The sequence below is a fragment of the Acetobacter estunensis genome, assembly GCF_019083805.1.
Classification (GTDB): domain Bacteria; phylum Pseudomonadota; class Alphaproteobacteria; order Acetobacterales; family Acetobacteraceae; genus Acetobacter; species Acetobacter estunensis_A.
The window spans coordinates 24,017-40,354 of record NZ_JAHRDV010000013.1; the positions used below are offsets into that span (position 1 = coordinate 24,017).

The window sequence follows — 16,338 nt, forward strand, 5'->3', positions numbered from 1 at the left end:
CATATGGGGGATGCTTCCCCCATGACCGGACACGACACGCACAAACTCTCGCGCAATATCCTCGCAGCCCTTCCCGCCCGCTACCGTGTGGACGGCACCAAGCCGTTTCACATCGCGGATCATGACCCGGAAGACGATGGCGGACTGGGGCTGGACAAGGCGCAGGGCAAGGCGTTGCTCAAGCTGTCGCGCAAACGGCTGTCCGAGCTTCAGGAACTGCTCTACGCCAACGGCACGACCTCCATGCTCATCGTACTTCAGGGGATGGACACGGCCGGCAAGGATGGCACGATTAAGCACGTCATGTCGGGTGTAAATCCCGCGGGCGTGAGCGTCTCTTCGTTCAAACAGCCCGGTCCGCAGGAACTGCTGCACGGGTTTTTGTGGCGCGTCCACATCGTGGCCCCCTCCGCCGGACGGATCGGCATCTTCAACCGCAGCCAGTACGAAGATGTCCTGATCACGCGCGTCCATCCGGAAATGCTGGAACGCGAACACCTTCCGGGAGCAATCAACACGGATGCCTTCTGGCAGGGACGCTTCGAGGACATCCGTCATTTCGAGCATTATCTCGCCCGTCAGGGCACGGTGGTCCTCAAGTTCTTTCTCAACATCTCACGTGAGGAACAGCGCGAGCGGCTGCTGGCACGGCTCGACGACAAGGAAAAGCGCTGGAAGTTTTCCACGTCCGACGTGAAGGAGCGTCAGTTCTGGGACAAGTATCAGTGCGCGTATGAAGAGGCGGTCGGCCACACATCACGTCCTTATGCCCCTTGGTTTGTCGTCCCTTCCAACCACAAATGGTACGCCCGGCTGGTCGTGATGGAGACCATTATCGACGCGCTGGAAGCCCTCAAACAGAAGCCACCCGTGATGGACCCGGCCTTTGCCACAAGTCTGGATCGGTATCGGGACGAACTGATGAGCGAGAAACCAGATTAAAGCCGCGTTCCACAGAGTGACCGCAAAGAAATCGTGAGAAGCAGTCTGGGTCGCTTCGTGGAAGCGACTCAAAGCCGCACTCAAGGTGGCTCTAAAAACCCCATATCTTGAGCGACGATGTTCAGGCGTTTCCGCCGCTCTATATCGCGGGCGATACACCCAGATTTATCGATATAATGTTCGGAACATTTTGATACACACAAAGCAATCGCGCCTCTAATATGTTTCGGTAACGTTATGAGGTGGGGGTGCGTAATGAAGTCACTCAAGGTGCTCGCGGTTGCACTCAGTCTTGGCTGCGCGACGACGGCCGCATATGCCGACGACACGATCCGTATCATGGCACCGGTCTGGACGGGGTTCGCGCCCGTCGTGGTCGCTCAGGATCTCGGTTATTTCAAGGATGCCCATCTGTCCGTCGATCTGAAATTCTCCGATGAACGGTCCGATGTCATGGCCGCCATGGCGCACGGTTCCATCGAGATGGAGATGCGCGCTCTCAACGAATATCAGGGCCGGCCGCGTGACGAGACCACACCGGGCATCATCATCGGCTCCATCGACCGCAGCCTTGGCGGCGATGGCGTGATCGTGGACGGCTCCATCCACGACGTGGGCGAACTCAAGGGCAAGACCGTTGCATCAGAGAGCAACATTCCAGGCCGCCTGCTGCTCCAGATGGAACTGCACAAGCACGGCATGACGCTGGCCGATCTCAAGATGAAGGAAATCCTGACCTCCGACAGCGTGGCAGTGTTTGCAGACCCAAGCATTGCGGCAGTCGTGACCTATCAGCCGTTTCTTCAGCAGATTCTGACCGTCTCGTCCGACCGCAATCCGAAGGAACTGGTCTCATCGGCGGATTATCCCGATTACATCGTGGACGTCCTCGTGGCGCGCAACGACGATCTGAAGGCCAATCCCGATAAATACAAACGCTTCCTGACCTGTCTTTACAAAGCCGTGGCCTATTACAAGTCCAACCCGGAAAACTTCGCGAAAGTGGCTGCTCCGCATTTCGATCTTTCCCCCGATGACTTCAAGAAAAGTGTCGTGGGCAGCCTTGAATACACGGATCTGGCTCAGTCCAAGGCTTATATGGGCACGCCCGAAAAACCCGGGAAGATTACGGAGATATTCGCCACTCTCATGAACCTCAACCTTGAGAACGGAGCCGCATCCGTTCGTCTCGACCCGGCCCATTCCATCGACAGCAGCCTGATTGCTGCGATCCCCGCTCCATGACCGCAACCGCCTCTCCCACCTCCCGGAAAGGCCCTCGCAGCCTGTTCCGCTTCCGGGAGCCAATTCCACACAGCGCCGTCCTGCTGGCCGCATTGCTGGGAGCGGCGGCTTTTCTCGGAGGATGGCAGTTGCTGGCGTCGCTGCGTGTGGTGGCACCCGTCTTCCTGCCCACACCTCTTAAGGTCGCGCAGACCTTTGTCCACATGTGCACGGACGGCGCAATGCTGCCCAACACGGTGGTTTCCGTCCGGCGCGTCTGGCTGGCCTTTCTCCTCTCGGCGCTTCTGGCCGTGCCGCTGGGCATCCTGATGAGCGGATACCGCATCATCGGGGCCACGCTGGAACCGATGATCGACTTCATCCGCTATCTGCCCGTGCCAGCGCTGGTGCCATTGGCCATCATCTGGTTCGGCGTGGGGGAAACGACCAAGATTTTCCTGTTGTGGCTAGGCACGTTCTTTCAGCTCGTTCTCATGATCGCGGCCGACATGAAGCGTATCCCCAACGAATATTTCGAAACGGCCTATACGTTGGGCGCGCGCCCGCGCGAGACGCTCCTGCCCGTAGCCCTTCCGGCCATGCTGCCGCAGCTCATGGACAGCATGCGCATCAGCCTCGGTTGGTGCTGGACCTATGTCATCATTGCGGAAATCGTGGCTTCCGACAGCGGGCTTGGTTTCGTCATCTGGACTGCACGACGCTTCATGAAAACGGATCAGGTCATGGCGGGCGTCATCATGATCGGTCTGATCGGTCTTGTGACCGACCAGTGCCTGCGCCTGCTGCACCGCAAGCTCTTCAGGTATCAGTGAACATGGAACAGCCTTCCTCCTATCTGCGGTTCCAGAATGTCACGAAATACTTCGGGGACGTGCCGGTCGTGCAGCAGCCGTTCAATCTTGCCATTCCCGCCGGTCAGTTCACGGTGTTCCTCGGCCCATCGGGGTGCGGCAAGACCACGCTCATGCGCATGATCGGTGGCCTCGATACCCCAAGTTCGGGTGAGATCCTTTTGCAAGGGACACCTGTGGGGGAGCCGGACATCCGACGCGGCATGGTGTTTCAGTCCTATTCCTCCTTTCCGTGGCTGACGGTTCGCAAGAACATCGAATTCGGCATGCGTTTCCGCAGAGACCTTTCGGCTACTCAGAAAAAGGAACGCGCGGAACATTTCCTCAAACTGGTCGGACTGAGCGATTTTGCCACAAGCTATCCTTCGCGTATCTCTGGCGGCATGCGGCAGCGCGTGGCCATCGCCCGCACCCTCGCCGCCGACCCGGACGTGCTGCTGATGGACGAACCCTTCGGCGCGCTGGATGCCAACCTGCGCGAAGACCTGCAATTCGAGCTTCGAAAAATCCAGAAGAACTCTGGAAAAACCACGATCTTCGTCACGCACGATGTCGAGGAAGCTGTATTCCTTGCCGATCGGATTATCGTGTTCGGACCGCGTCCGGCGCGTGTCATCGCGGATGTGGACGTCACCACCCTGATCGGTCCCGAGAGAAACGAAGATGTGCGGGACAGCGAACAGTTTTTCCATCTCCGCACCGAGATCCTGCACCTCCTCCGAGGACGCGAGATAAACAAGTCTTTAGTGTCATGATGGATTTCTCAAAGAAATCCGTCTTCATCACCGGCGCAAGCCGAGGGATCGGTCTTGGTGTGGCGCAGGCGTTCGCTAGGTCTGGCGCTTCTCTGACCCTCCTTGCCGATGATGACGCGATCCTCGATGTCGCCGTCTCTCTCAACGCCCGTGGTGTGGTGGCCGATATCGGCAATCCATCGGCTGTGGCGGCATGTCTGCACGAGCATGGGCCGGTTGATGTCCTGATCAACAACGCCGGACTGGAACGACTGACACCGCTGGACAATCAGGACAACGAAACCATCACCCTGTTCGAGCGGATCATCCACACCAACGTCGTCGGCACCTACCACGTCACACGGCTGGTGCGCCCACTCATGCCGACAGGGGCCGCCATCATCAACACGGCGTCGATCTGGGGACGTGTGGCGGAACCGCTGTTCGGGGCCTATGTCGCCTCCAAACATGCCATTATCGGCCTGACGAAAACCTGGGCGCTGGAACTCGGGGCGCAGGGCATCCGCGTCAATGCCGTGGCCCCCGGCTGGGTCCGCACGGAAGCCGCCATGCGGTCTCTGGCGACAATGGCCGCGCGCACGGGCGAGAGCGAAGCCAACTGCCTGAGCACCATCATGGACGCGCAGGCATTGCCCGGTCTCATGGAAGCCACCGATGTGGCCGACACCTATCTGTTCCTTGCCTCTCCTCTCGCTGCCAGCATCACCGGCCAGACGATCCAGATCGATCGTGGCGAGCATCCTCTGTAGGTCTCGATGAACGCACACTCCTCATGCCCGCATGTTCTTGTGACAGGCGCCTCTTCCGGCATCGGCCTTGCCATCGCACGGGCTTGGCAGGAATCCGGCGCCACCGTGATCGGACTGGACCGCAATGCTCCCGCCACAGGTCTGGAGGGTCTTAAGGTCGATCTGGCCGATGCCCAGGCGATACGAAACGGCGTCAAGGAAGCCGCCCATCGTCTGAAACAACGCATTGACGTGGTGGTCAACTGCGCAGGTGTGATGATCGAGGAAACACTCCACGATCTGACCTGCGAAGCGCTCGATCTTACATTGGCGGTCAATCTGCGCGCGCCGTTTCTCGTGACGCAAAACGCCCTGCCCTTCATGAGCGAGGGAGGCTGCATTCTCAACATCGCGTCCGAACTGGCCTATCTGGGGCGCGCGGGAGCCTCGGCCTATTGCGCCACCAAGGGCGCGCTGCTGTCCATGACGCGCTCATGGGCGCGCGAACTGGCACCACGCATCCGGGTGAACGCCATCGCACCGGGGCCGGTCGATACGCCGCTGCTGAACTTCGCACAGCAGGATGCCACCACGCAGGCGCAGGATCTTTCCAATCCGCTGCGGCGCATCGGACAGCCTGACGAAATTGCGCGGGCCGCCCTCTTCCTCGCGTCTGCAGACGCATCCTTCATCACCGGCCAGTGCCTCAACGTGGATGGCGGCGCCGCCATGCACTGACCCGCTTTCCATTCGGAGGCTTCAGTCCATCATGTCCAGAACCGTCAAACTTGCCGAACTCAGCTGGCCTGAATTCGCAGCCCGTGTTGCTGAAAATCCCGTGGTGTTTCTGCCGATCGGCGCCACGGAGCAGCACGGCCCACATCTGCCGCTGAATGTCGATCAGATCCTTCCCACGGCCGTCGCCGAGCGCGTGGCCGAAAAGGTGGGCGGGCTGGTCGCGCCGACGCTGCCCTATGGCTACAAATCACAACCCCGCTCGGGCGGGGGAGAGCATTTCCCCGGCACCATCGGGCTGGATGCCCACACACTTACGTTGGTCATCCGCGACATCGTGTGTCGGCTGGCGCATCACGGTATCCGGCGGATCGTTCTGGTCAATGGTCATTTCGAAAATGCGTGGCCTGCCGTCGAAGGTCTCGATCTGGCCATGCGCGACATCCGGCGCGACGGGATCGAAGGCCTGACCGCCATGCGTCTCGAATACTGGGACTTCGTTGAACGCGCGACGCTCGATCGCCTGTTCCCCGAAGGTTTCCCCGGCACGGAACTCGAACACGCAAGCCTGCTGGAAACCTCGCTGATGCTGCTCGTGCGGGCCGATCTGGTCGATATGAGCAAGACCCCCGATGACGGCCCCGCCACGTTCCCCCCCTATGACCGCTGGCCGCTGCGTGCGGATTTCGTGCCCCCATCAGGTGTACTGGCCAAGGCGCAGGGATCAACCGCCGAAAAAGGCCAGTGGCTGATGGACGACCACACACGCCTGCTAGCGGACGCCATTCGCAAGGAGTTCGGACTATGACCCATCACGGTGAAACTCATGTCATCGACGCCAGTCAGGTGCCCCGCTTCGCGGGCGTGCCGACCTTCATGCGGCTGCCTCTGGCCAACGGACCTGAAGGATACGACGTCGTCTTCACCGGCATTCCGTATGACGGAGGCACGACCAACCGTTCCGGTGCGCGTCATGGCCCACGCGAACTGCGCAATGCCTCCTCACTGATGCGACAGGTGAACGCGAATGGTATCGCGCCTTATGAGGTCTTGAATGTCGCCGATATCGGGGACTGCCCGGTCAATCCGTTCAATGTGACGGAATGCCTCGATATGATCACCGCGCATTACGCGGCGATTGCCGCCGCAGGTGCGATCCCCATCACAGCGGGCGGCGATCATCTGGTCAGCCTGCCCATCCTGCGGGGTCTTGCGGCGGATCGCCCCGTCGGGCTGATCCATTTCGACAGCCACACCGACACGGGGGACGCCTATTTCGGCAAGAACCGCTACACGCACGGCACGCCGTTTCGTCGCGCTGTGGAAGAAGGTCTGATCGACGGGAACCGAACTCTCCAAATCGGCCTGCGCGGTTCGCTGTATTCCCCCACAGATTACGATTTCGCCCGCGAAGCCGGGTTCCGGCTCATCCTCATGGACGAAGCCATGGATCTGGGCCCGGACGGCATCGTGCGCGCCATTCGTGAGCGTGTGGGCGATGGGCCTGTCTATGTATCGTTCGATATCGATTGCCTCGATCCGTCCGTGGCGCCCGGCACGGGCACGCCTGAAGCGGGGGGCTTCCTGACACGCGAGACCCAGAAAATGATCCGGGGTCTCAACGGACTCGACATTATCGGTGCGGATGTCGTGGAGGTGTCACCACCGTTCGATGTGGGCGGAATCACGTCGCTTGCGGGCGCCACCATGATGTTCGAATTGCTTTGCGCCATCGCGGCAGGAGAAAAAGCATGAAAAACAGCTACGACAGCGGACGCCTCGACCTACCTTTTGTCGGTATCTGCAGCTTTGGGAAATATCCGATCCAGACAGATTGGTCAGCTATCGATGCGGACGTCGCCATCATGGGGGCGCCTTTCGACTGCGGCACACAGTGGCGGAGCGGCACGCGCTTTGGCCCCCGCAGCATCCGCGAAGCATCCACGCTCTTCGCCTTCGGCCATGCGGGAGCTTACGATCACGAAGATGACCGGGTCTATCTCGATGGAACCGGAGGGCGCATTGTCGATATCGGTGACGCCGACATCGTGCACACCGATACGGAACGGAGTCACGCCAACATCGAAGCCGGCGTGCGCGCCATTCTCGCCGCCGGTGCGCTCCCCGTCGTGCTGGGAGGCGATCATTCGATCAACATTCCCTGCATCCGGGCGTTCGATGACCAGCCGCCCATGCATCTTATCCAGATCGACGCCCATCTCGATTTCGTGGATGAGCGGCAAGGAGTCCGCCACGGTCATGGCAACCCGATGCGTCGCGCTGCCGAGCAACCCTACATCACCGGCATGACACAGATCGGCATCCGCAACGTCTCTTCAACGGCCCGCGAGGGTTATGCGGACGCGCGGGAATTCGGCTCCGACATCCTCAGCGTGCGACAGGTCCGCAAACTGGGGCTGGACGCCCTGCTTGAGCGTATCCCTGCCGGTGTAAACTATTATCTTTCCATCGACATCGACGCCTTCGATCCCTCCATCGCTCCCGGAACCGGCACACCGAGCCACGGTGGCTTCCTGTATTATGAAATACTGGAACTGCTCGCCGCCCTCGCCGCGCGAGGACGTGTGGCCGGGATTGATCTGGTGGAAGTCGCACCCGATTACGATCCCGCCAAAATAACCCCGATCCTTGCTGCGCAACTGCTGCTTAATTTTATCGGACGCATCCTATATTTCAGGAGTCATGACTCCTAGACGCACTTAATCTACAGTCGCGCCCATGATGAGCCAGAAAAAACAGGCTGTGCCGGGCGCGACGCGGATGCGCCGGTTCGACAACATCGATCTGCGGCTTCTGCGTGTGTTTGCGACGCTCGCGGAAACAGGCAGCTTTGCCGCAGCACAAATCGTTTTGAACCTCAGCCAGTCCACGTTGAGCACTCACTTGGCCGCACTGGAACAACGGCTGGGTGGAGCGCTGTGTCTTCGGGGCCGCAAAGGCTTTCGTCTGACGCCTCTTGGAGAAGAGACGGTCGAGGCCATTCAGGATCTTTTTGAAAGCATCGACGCTTTTCAGTCACGGATCAGTCAGGCTCCAACCGAACTTGGCGGACGGCTTCGTATCGGGACGATTGGCGGGATCATCAATAGTCCGCAGATGGCGCTCCAACATGTTCTGGCGCGCGTCGTCGATCAGATCCCCAATATCTATATCGATCTCCGGCTGGGCGTGCCTCAGGATCTGGAGCTTCAGGTGGCGGAGGGAACACGCGACGTCGTGATCGGCCCCTTCGCCCGACATGCGCCCGGCGTGCACTATGTGGAGCTTTGCGAGGAACCACACGGACTTTACTGCGGCAACCAGCATCCTTTCTTCACCATGAAGGATGCGGATATTTCAAAAGACATGATCGATCAGGCCCGGTTTTCGGTCAGATCCTATCGGAAACTCGAAGATCTTCAGCGCATACGCCATCCGCGCGCCAGCGGCAGCATCGTGCACATGGAAGCGCAACTGATGATGATCCTCTCCGGGCGTTTCATCGGGTTCCTGCCGGAACAATCCGCCCGCCCTTACGTGAAAACCAAGCAGATGCGCGCGATAAAGCACAACATCTACACGTTTTCATCCCAACACTATGTCGCTTTTAGAAATATAGATAAAAACAACCGTCTGATAAATGTGTTTATCGATGAAATCACAAATAACCATCGATCAACGAACTGACGGCAGTAAGACAAGAACGTTGTCTTTATCTCGCCAAAGGGCGCGACCTTTGCAAACCAATCGTGAGACCAAAGGATCGGTGCTCTCCTGCTGTCGCAAGAATCCGATCTTACTCTGCGGTGCCGGTTTCTCTGATCCATAGCCACATTCATCATCAGGAAAACAGAACCAAAACCCCAGAAAGTCCATATTACGGTATCAGAACAACGATGTTAGCCTCTTCAGACAGTCAGAATTCCTTTCCTGACTGAAAGGGTTTTCCTGCGGAGAGACATCGAAGCCATGACCTTTTCCCTCGTTGCGCGTTGTTCTCGCAGTGGCCAGTTTGCGGTCGCCGTTTCCTCCTCCTCACCAGCCGTGGCGGCCCGTTGCGCGTTCGCACGGGCAGGCGTGGGGGCCGTCACCACGCAGAATGTGACCGACCCGCGTCTTGGCCCTTGGGCGCTCGACCTTATGGAAGCCGGCGCGTCCGCTCCAGAGGCGCGAGACATCATCGTCCGCACCTGCACGTTTCCATCTTATCGCCAGATGACCCTGATCGACCGTGAAGGCCGGACAGCCCTGTGGTCGGGTGAGAAATCTCTTGGCACCAACGCGGACTTCCAGGGCGTCAACGTCGTGTCCGCTGGCAACCTGCTCGCCTCTGCGGATGTGCCCGAAACCATTGTGCGCAGTTTCGAACAGTCGGGCCCGGACATGGAACTCGGTCAACGGGTGGTGATGGCCATGCAGGCCGGTGTCGCAGCAGGAGGAGAAGCCGGTCCCGTGCGCTCTGCCGGAATGTTGGTGGTCGATCGCGAAGCGTGGCCGCTGGCCGATCTGCGGGTGGATTGGGAAGACGATCCCATCACGCGACTGGCGACATTGTGGTCCGTCTGGAAGCCGCAGATGCACGACTACGTCACCCGCTGCCTCAATCCCGAAGCTGCTCCGTCTTACGGCGTTCCCGGCGACGAATAGACTCGGCTCCACCTGAAAACACGTCACTCGGAATGAGTGGCTCTCACGCCAAATCGTTTCGATAAAGAATCATTTAATCGCGTTCGGCTGCGGCCATGAAAAAGGAGACAGCCATGCCTGTCGAGAAAACCGAAGTCCTCGTGGTGGGAGCCGGACAGGCCGGGATCGCCATGAGCGAACACCTGCACAGTTACGGCATTCCGCATATCGTGCTGGAACGCAACAGGGTGGCAGAACGCTGGCGCAGTTGCCGCTGGGATTCCCTCGTCGCGAATGGACCGGCATGGCATGACCGTTTTCCTGGCCTGACTTTTCCCAAAGACGGTCCGGACGATTTCGTGCCCAAGGAGAGGGTCGCCGATTATCTCGCTGCCTACGCACAAAAGATCGAAGCCCCCATCCGGTGTGGTGTTGAGGTCAAGGATGTGCGCCGCAAACAGGGACAGACCGGCTTTCAGATCGAAACCTCCGAAGGACCGATCGAAGCCGAATGTGTCGTGGCTGCCACCGGTCCTTTCCAGATCCCGGTCATTCCCTCCGTCGTGCCGGACAAAGCGGATTTCACCCAGATCCACTCAGCCAGTTACCGCAATCCGGAGCAGCTTCCAGAGGGCTCAGTCCTTGTCATCGGTGCGGGTTCCTCTGGCGCACAGATTGCTGAAGAACTGATGCGCAATGGCCGGAAAGTCTATCTCTCGGTCGGCCCCCACGACCGTCCGCCCCGCAGCTATCGTGGGCGTGACTTCGTATGGTGGCTTGGCGTTCTCAACAAATGGGATGCGGAAGCCACACCGGGCGTGGAACACACGACCATCGCCGTCAGTGGTGCCAATGGCGGACACACCGTCGATTTCCGTCGCCTTGCCGCAGACGGCATGACCCTTCTTGGGCGCACCGAAACCTACGAGGACGGCAAGCTGACCTTCGCCCCGGATCTCGCCGAAAACATCGCCAAGGGTGACGCCAACTATCTCTCTCTTCTCGGGGAAGCGGATGCCTATGTCACCCGTAACGGCCTGGATCTTCCCGAAGAGCCGTCTGCCCGCGATTTCCTTCCCAATCCCGAGTGTGTGAAGCATCCACTACTTGAACTCGATCTGAAAAAAGCGGGCATCAGCACCATCATCTGGGCCACAGGTTTCGGTGTGGATTACAACTGGCTGAAAGTGGAAGCATTGGACGAAAACGGTCGTCCACGCCATCAGCGTGGTGTCTCTTCCGAACCGGGCGTGTATTTCCTTGGTCTGCCTTGGCAGACGCGCCGGGGTTCCTCCTTCATCTGGGGTGTGTGGCATGACGCGAAATATGTCGCGGACCACATCGCCAAGCAGCGCAGCTACATGGCCTATCGCCCATCGCATGGAGAGAAGTGAGGAGGGCCGCGTGACCGGCCTGACTTTTGGCTATCGCTGAAGACCGTCCGGTTTCACAAGGCCATCAGAATTACCGAAGCAGAACGTCAGAAATAATTTCTTTTTCTGAAAGCCTAATTCGTTCCACACTCGCAACAGGATCATGCGGGATGGAGACCGGAAGCCGCTCCACGTTTCCATAAGCTCCACCCCGTCCCCGTTCGCGCAGGACCAATCCGCTCCGGTGCACAGAACCACCGGACCGCACCAGCCCACACAGGGAGACACAGATCATGGCCCACACCCGCCTCCGTCCCTTCAACACGAAGGACACCTACCCCGAGCAGTCGCTCGACAACGATCTCTGTCAGGCCGTCATCACGCGCAACACAATCTATCTGCGCGGACAGGTGCCGCAGGATCTCGACACACGTGAGAATGTGGGCGTGGGCGATCCGATCGCGCAGGCCGAGAAGGTGATGGACAATATCGAGCTTCTTCTGACAGAAGCAGGCGGCAAGCTCACCGATATCTGCAAGGTCACGGTCTATCTCACGGATATCCGTCACCGTGAGGCCACCTATCGCGTGCTGGGACGCCGCCTCAAGGGTGTCTTCCCAGTGTTTACCGGTCTTGTGATCGTGGCCCTTGCCCGTCCGGAATGGCTGATTGAGGTCGATGTCATCGCCGAACGCGAGTGATCTGACCACAGCCCCGCCAGCCTCTGGCACAGGCGGGGTTTCCTCAGTCCATATTATTACGATTCCGACACAAAAACCTCTACGGCACGCTCCCGCCGTCTGACGCCAGAGGAAGGAACCGCCCCATGACCGACGCTGTGACGGCCAAAGGCCCCGAGGCCCACACCATCTATCAGATCCCACTCGACCAGCGGCACGGGCGGGCGCGTGACCTGTTCACCGTGTGGTTCGGCTCCAACATCATGATGTTGACCATCATCACCGGCGCGCTGGCCACCACCGTGTTCGGCCTGCCGTTCTGGCCCGCCATGCTCTCGGCCGTGCTGGGCAACATGATCGGCGGTCTGTTCATGGCGCTGCACGCAGCACAGGGGCCGCAACTGGGCGTGCCACAGATGGTGCAGACCCGTGGACAGTTCGGCTCCATGGGGGCGATGGCCGTCATCTGCCTGGTGGTGGTGATGTATGTGGGCTTCTTCGCCTCCAACCTCGTGCTGGGCGGCCAGTCGCTGCACACGGTCGCGACCTTCCTGCCCGAAAAAGCCTGCGTCATTCTGCTGGGGCTCGTCAGTCTGATCGCCACGATCTACGGCCATGACCTGATCCATGCCTATACAAAGCTGATGACCGTCGTTTCAGGTATCGCACTGGCGCTGTGCTTCGTGTGGATCCTGTGCGTGAACGGTGTGTCTTCCGAGACGCTGTCACATGGCACGTTCACCATCTCGGGCTTCCTCGGCGGCCTCTCAACCGCGGCACTCTGGCAGATCGCCTATGCCCCCTATGTCTCGGATTATTCGCGCTATCTGCCACCGGGCACAGGCAACCGCCAAGCCTTCATGGCCAGCTATTGGGGCTGTGTGCTCGGCTCGCTCTTTCCCATGATCCTTGGCGCATTACTGGGTGTGATTGCGGGAGGGGGCGACGTGGTGGCGACACTGACGACGCAGGTCGGCCCGCTGGCCCTGTTCATCATCCCCGTGCTGTCTCTGGGCATCGCCTCCACCAACGCGATGAACCTCTATTGCGGCGCACTTTCGGCCATCACGGTTGTGCAGACCATCATTCCTTCGTGGAAGGCCACGCATGTCGGGCGGGCAGGCACAGCCATCGTGCTGGCCGGGCTTTCGCTTCTGATCGCGCTTGGTGCGGAAGCGAACTTCATGGAAGAATACACGAACTTCATCCTTCTTCTGCTCTACGTGATGGTACCGTGGACTGCGATCAACCTTGCCGATTTCTATCTGATCCGGCACGGCGAATATGACGTTGCCTCCTTCTTTCGCGCCGATGGCGGCATCTATGGCCGCTACTGCTGGCCCGCACTGATCGCCTATGTCTTCGGTATTCTCATCCAGATCCCCTTCGTCTCGAATGGTCTCTACACCGGACCTGTCGCCACCATGCTGGGCGGTGCCGACATCTCATGGATCGTGGGACTGATCTTCGTGACGGTGTTCTACGTCTGGATGATGCGCAACGAACGTCACACTCAGCCCGTCATGGGGAGCGCAGACTGATGAGTGCCCAGAACGATTTTCCCACCGAGTTCGACTTCATCATCGTGGGGGGTGGTGCGGCGGGCTGTGTGCTCGCAAACCGCCTGAGCGCGCGCAGCAATCTGCGCGTGGCGCTGCTGGAAGCCGGCGGTCCCGACAATACGCCTCGCATCCATGTGCCGGCCGGCACCATCTCGCTCTATAAAAGCCGAAAATACACCTACCAGTATTACTCCACGCCGCAGACGCATCTCGATAACCGTCACATTCATGTGCCCCGCGGCCGGATGCTTGGCGGCTCTTCCTCCATGAACAGCATGATCTACATCCGTGGCGCGCGTTCGGATTATGACGGCTGGGAGGCGATGGGCTGCACCGGCTGGGGCTATGACTCCGTTCTGAAATATTTCATGCGCGAGGAAGACAACCGCCTGCATCAAGACCCACATTTTCATGGCACGGGTGGCGAACTGGTGGTGGATCAACCGCGTGACCCGCTGAACGTGTCGCGGCTGTTCATCAAAGCCGCCGAAGAAGTGGGACTGAAGGAAAACACCGACTTCAACGGAGCGCGGCTGGACGGCGTGGGCGTCTATGACGTGACGCAGAAGGACGGCAAACGCCTCAGCGCCTACCGCGCCTTTGTCGCCCCCGTGCGATCACGCCCGAACCTGCATGTGCTGACGGGATGCCGCGTGGTCTCGCTTGTGACCGATAGCCGGGAGGTGCAGGGCGTCACCGTGGAGCAGAACGGACAATTCCACGTTCTGCGTGCGCATCGCGAGACGATCCTTTCAGCTGGCGCCATCGGTTCTCCGCATCTTCTGATGTCATCGGGTATCGGCAACGCGAAAGAACTCCTGCAATCCGGCGTGCCCGTTGTTGCGGATCTGCCGGAAGTGGGCCGCAATCTGCAAGACCATATCGACGGATTGGTGACTGTCCGCTCGGACTCACCCACGACGCTCGGGTTCTCGCGCTCCTCACTCGGCTCTGTCCTGCCTGCACCCTTGCAATTCCTGCTCCGAGGCAAAGGCTGGCTGACCACCAATTACGTGGAGGCTGGCGGTTTCGCCTCAACCCGTTACGCCGAAGGCGTGCCGGATGTGCAGTTCCACTTCGTACCGGGCTATCGCAGCCATCGGGGCCGCCTGTTCGAGTGGGGCCACGGGTTTGCGCTTCATACCTGCGTGCTGCGTCCTCAAAGCCGGGGCAGCATCCGTCTGACTCGCGACGGCAGTCGCAACCCCGAAATCGATTTCAATTTCCTTTCTGACGAGCGGGATGCACTCGTGCTTCTGGAAGGCGTGAAGCTTGCACGCCGCATCCTGCGCGCCTCTCCGTTCGACGCCATCCGTGGCAAGGAGATGGCTCCTGCAGCGGACCTCCAGACGGATGCCCAGCTCATGGACTATCTCCGCGCCTCCGCCAGCACCGTGTTCCATCCTTCCGGCACCTGCCGCATGGGATCGGATACGGCCAGCGTGGTCACACCGGAACTGAAAGTGCACGGACTGAAAGGACTGCGTGTGGCCGATACGTCCATCATGCCTACTCTCATCAGCGGCAACACCAATGCGCCGACAATGATGATCGGGGACAAGGCCTCCGACATGATCCTCGCGGAGGCAACATGACCGCAGGCTTTCACGATCTCTCCGTTCGTGAGATTCTGGAACGGTTGATTGCGTTCCGCACGCTCTGCCGCACGGAAAATGCGGAACTGATCGACTGGATCGAAACATTTCTTCGCTCCCTCGGCGCACGATGTCACCGCGTACCGGGCAAAGAAGCCGGCCGATTCAATCTCTTTGCCAGCATCGGCCCGGACACACCGGATGGCATTGTGCTGTCGGCCCACAGCGACGTGGTACCGGTGGAAGGACAACCTTGGACGACCGATCCCTTTGTCCTGACTGAACGCGATGGGAAACTGTACGGACGCGGCAGCAGCGACATGAAGGGGTTTCTTGCCTGCATGTTGATGGCGGCCCGCCATGCTAGCCGATCATCTCTTCGCGCTCCCTTGCATCTGGCCATTTCCCATGACGAGGAAATCGGATGTGTGGGTGTGCACTCGCTGCTGCGCGATCTGGCCGCCAACGGGTTTCAGGCTCGAGGCTGCATCATTGGAGAACCGACCGGCCTGCACGCCGTTTCTGGGCACAAGGGCAAGCTGGCCGCGCGTATCACCTGTCATGGTCTGGCCGCCCATTCGGCCAATCCTTCGCGTGGCTGCAATGCCATCGGACTGGCCGCGGATATGGTGAAAGTTATTGAGACTTTACAGGAAGAATTGAAAGATACAGGCGCTCACGACGAAAGTTATGAAGTGCCGTTCAGCACCTTGCAGGTCGGGCTGATCCGGGGCGGCGTGGCGCTGAACATTGTGCCGGATCTGTGCGAAGTCCAGTTCGAGATGCGTCTTTTGCCGGGCGTCAGCCCCCAACCCGTATTGGATCGACTGCAACAGGAAGCGGATCATCTTTGCGCGCAGCACTCTCATGCCCGCATCGAAATCGAAACCCTCAACACCTATCCCGGTCTGCATACGCCCGACCAATCTCCCTTCCTACATGAAATCATGCGGATTACAGGCGACAATGAGCCCTCACGTATCGGTTTTGGCACGGAAGGCGGCCTGTTCCACGATTATCTGGATATGCCCGTCGTGGTCTGCGGCCCCGGTTCCATCGACCGTGCCCATAAGGCGGATGAATTCATTTTGCCGGAAGAGTTGAATACAGGCGTGCGTTTCGTAGAGCGAATTGTAGATATGTTGGCTCATAGCTGACGTGGCTACGAGGAAGCGCGAAGAAAGCTCGGTAAAGCCGTTGACTGTTCTTTCAAGATTTTTTGGTGAACCCAGATACAGATCAAAAT

The 16,338-nt window shown here is 59.5% G+C and carries 16 protein-coding genes; all 16 read left to right on the plus strand.

The features are described from left to right. The first annotated feature begins 21 nt into the window (after positions 1-21). Positions 22-942: a polyphosphate kinase 2 family protein gene (locus KUA11_RS13595; protein WP_217411207.1), complete on the plus strand. Its 921-nt coding sequence runs from the start codon at positions 22-24 to the stop codon at positions 940-942. 255 nt (positions 943-1,197) lie between these two features. Then, positions 1,198-2,187 (plus strand): ABC transporter substrate-binding protein, encoded by a 990-nt coding sequence (locus tag KUA11_RS13600; RefSeq protein ID WP_217411209.1) that lies wholly within the window; start codon positions 1,198-1,200, stop codon positions 2,185-2,187. Next, on the plus strand, positions 2,184-2,999 hold the full coding sequence (locus tag KUA11_RS13605; protein ID WP_217411211.1) for an ABC transporter permease: 816 nt from the start codon (positions 2,184-2,186) through the stop codon (positions 2,997-2,999). Before KUA11_RS13600 ends, KUA11_RS13605 begins: the two co-directional genes overlap by 4 nt. A 2-nt stretch (positions 3,000-3,001) precedes the next feature. Further along, positions 3,002-3,793: an ABC transporter ATP-binding protein gene (locus KUA11_RS13610; protein ID WP_217411213.1), complete on the plus strand. Its 792-nt coding sequence runs from the start codon at positions 3,002-3,004 to the stop codon at positions 3,791-3,793. Then, positions 3,790-4,542, plus strand: a complete 753-nt coding sequence (locus KUA11_RS13615) for an SDR family NAD(P)-dependent oxidoreductase (RefSeq protein ID WP_217411215.1) — start codon at positions 3,790-3,792, stop codon at positions 4,540-4,542. Before KUA11_RS13610 ends, KUA11_RS13615 begins: the two co-directional genes overlap by 4 nt. Positions 4,543-4,548: 6 nt before the next feature. After that, entirely contained in the window at positions 4,549-5,259 is a 711-nt protein-coding gene (locus KUA11_RS13620; protein WP_217411217.1) for an SDR family NAD(P)-dependent oxidoreductase, read from the plus strand. Between the two features lie 31 nt (positions 5,260-5,290). Next, positions 5,291-6,064 (plus strand): creatininase, encoded by a 774-nt coding sequence (locus KUA11_RS13625; protein ID WP_217411219.1) that lies wholly within the window; start codon positions 5,291-5,293, stop codon positions 6,062-6,064. Continuing rightward, a complete protein-coding gene (gene speB, locus KUA11_RS13630; RefSeq protein WP_217411221.1) occupies positions 6,061-7,011 on the plus strand; it encodes an agmatinase in 951 nt (316 codons plus the stop codon). Before KUA11_RS13625 ends, speB (KUA11_RS13630) begins: the two co-directional genes overlap by 4 nt. Next, positions 7,008-7,970 carry an agmatinase gene (gene speB, locus KUA11_RS13635; RefSeq protein WP_217411223.1) on the plus strand — a complete coding sequence of 321 codons (963 nt, stop codon included), beginning with the start codon at positions 7,008-7,010 and terminating at the stop codon, positions 7,968-7,970. Before speB (KUA11_RS13630) ends, speB (KUA11_RS13635) begins: the two co-directional genes overlap by 4 nt. Before the next feature lie 25 nt (positions 7,971-7,995). Next, the gene (locus tag KUA11_RS13640; protein WP_254454940.1) at positions 7,996-8,943 is read left to right on the plus strand and encodes a LysR family transcriptional regulator; all 948 of its coding nucleotides are present in this window, start codon (positions 7,996-7,998) and stop codon (positions 8,941-8,943) included. A gap of 282 nt (positions 8,944-9,225) precedes the next feature. Beyond that, entirely contained in the window at positions 9,226-9,903 is a 678-nt protein-coding gene (locus KUA11_RS13645; RefSeq protein WP_217411225.1) for a DUF1028 domain-containing protein, read from the plus strand. 113 nt (positions 9,904-10,016) lie between these two features. Next, complete coding sequence (locus KUA11_RS13650) at positions 10,017-11,276, plus strand: flavin-containing monooxygenase (protein ID WP_217411227.1); 1,260 nt, start codon at positions 10,017-10,019, stop codon at positions 11,274-11,276. A 272-nt stretch (positions 11,277-11,548) separates the two neighbouring features. Next, positions 11,549-11,956, plus strand: a complete 408-nt coding sequence (locus KUA11_RS13655; protein WP_217411229.1) for a RidA family protein — start codon at positions 11,549-11,551, stop codon at positions 11,954-11,956. Positions 11,957-12,081: 125 nt separating this feature from the next. Then, a complete protein-coding gene (locus tag KUA11_RS13660; protein ID WP_217411231.1) occupies positions 12,082-13,476 on the plus strand; it encodes a purine-cytosine permease family protein in 1,395 nt (464 codons plus the stop codon). Continuing rightward, positions 13,476-15,092 carry a GMC family oxidoreductase gene (locus KUA11_RS13665; RefSeq protein ID WP_217411233.1) on the plus strand — a complete coding sequence of 539 codons (1,617 nt, stop codon included), beginning with the start codon at positions 13,476-13,478 and terminating at the stop codon, positions 15,090-15,092. The genes KUA11_RS13660 and KUA11_RS13665 overlap by 1 nt, the downstream gene beginning before the upstream one ends. After that, positions 15,089-16,249, plus strand: coding sequence for an acetylornithine deacetylase (gene argE / locus KUA11_RS13670; RefSeq protein WP_217411235.1), 1,161 nt, complete (start codon positions 15,089-15,091; stop codon positions 16,247-16,249). The genes KUA11_RS13665 and argE overlap by 4 nt, the downstream gene beginning before the upstream one ends. The last annotated feature ends 89 nt before the right edge of the window (positions 16,250-16,338 follow it).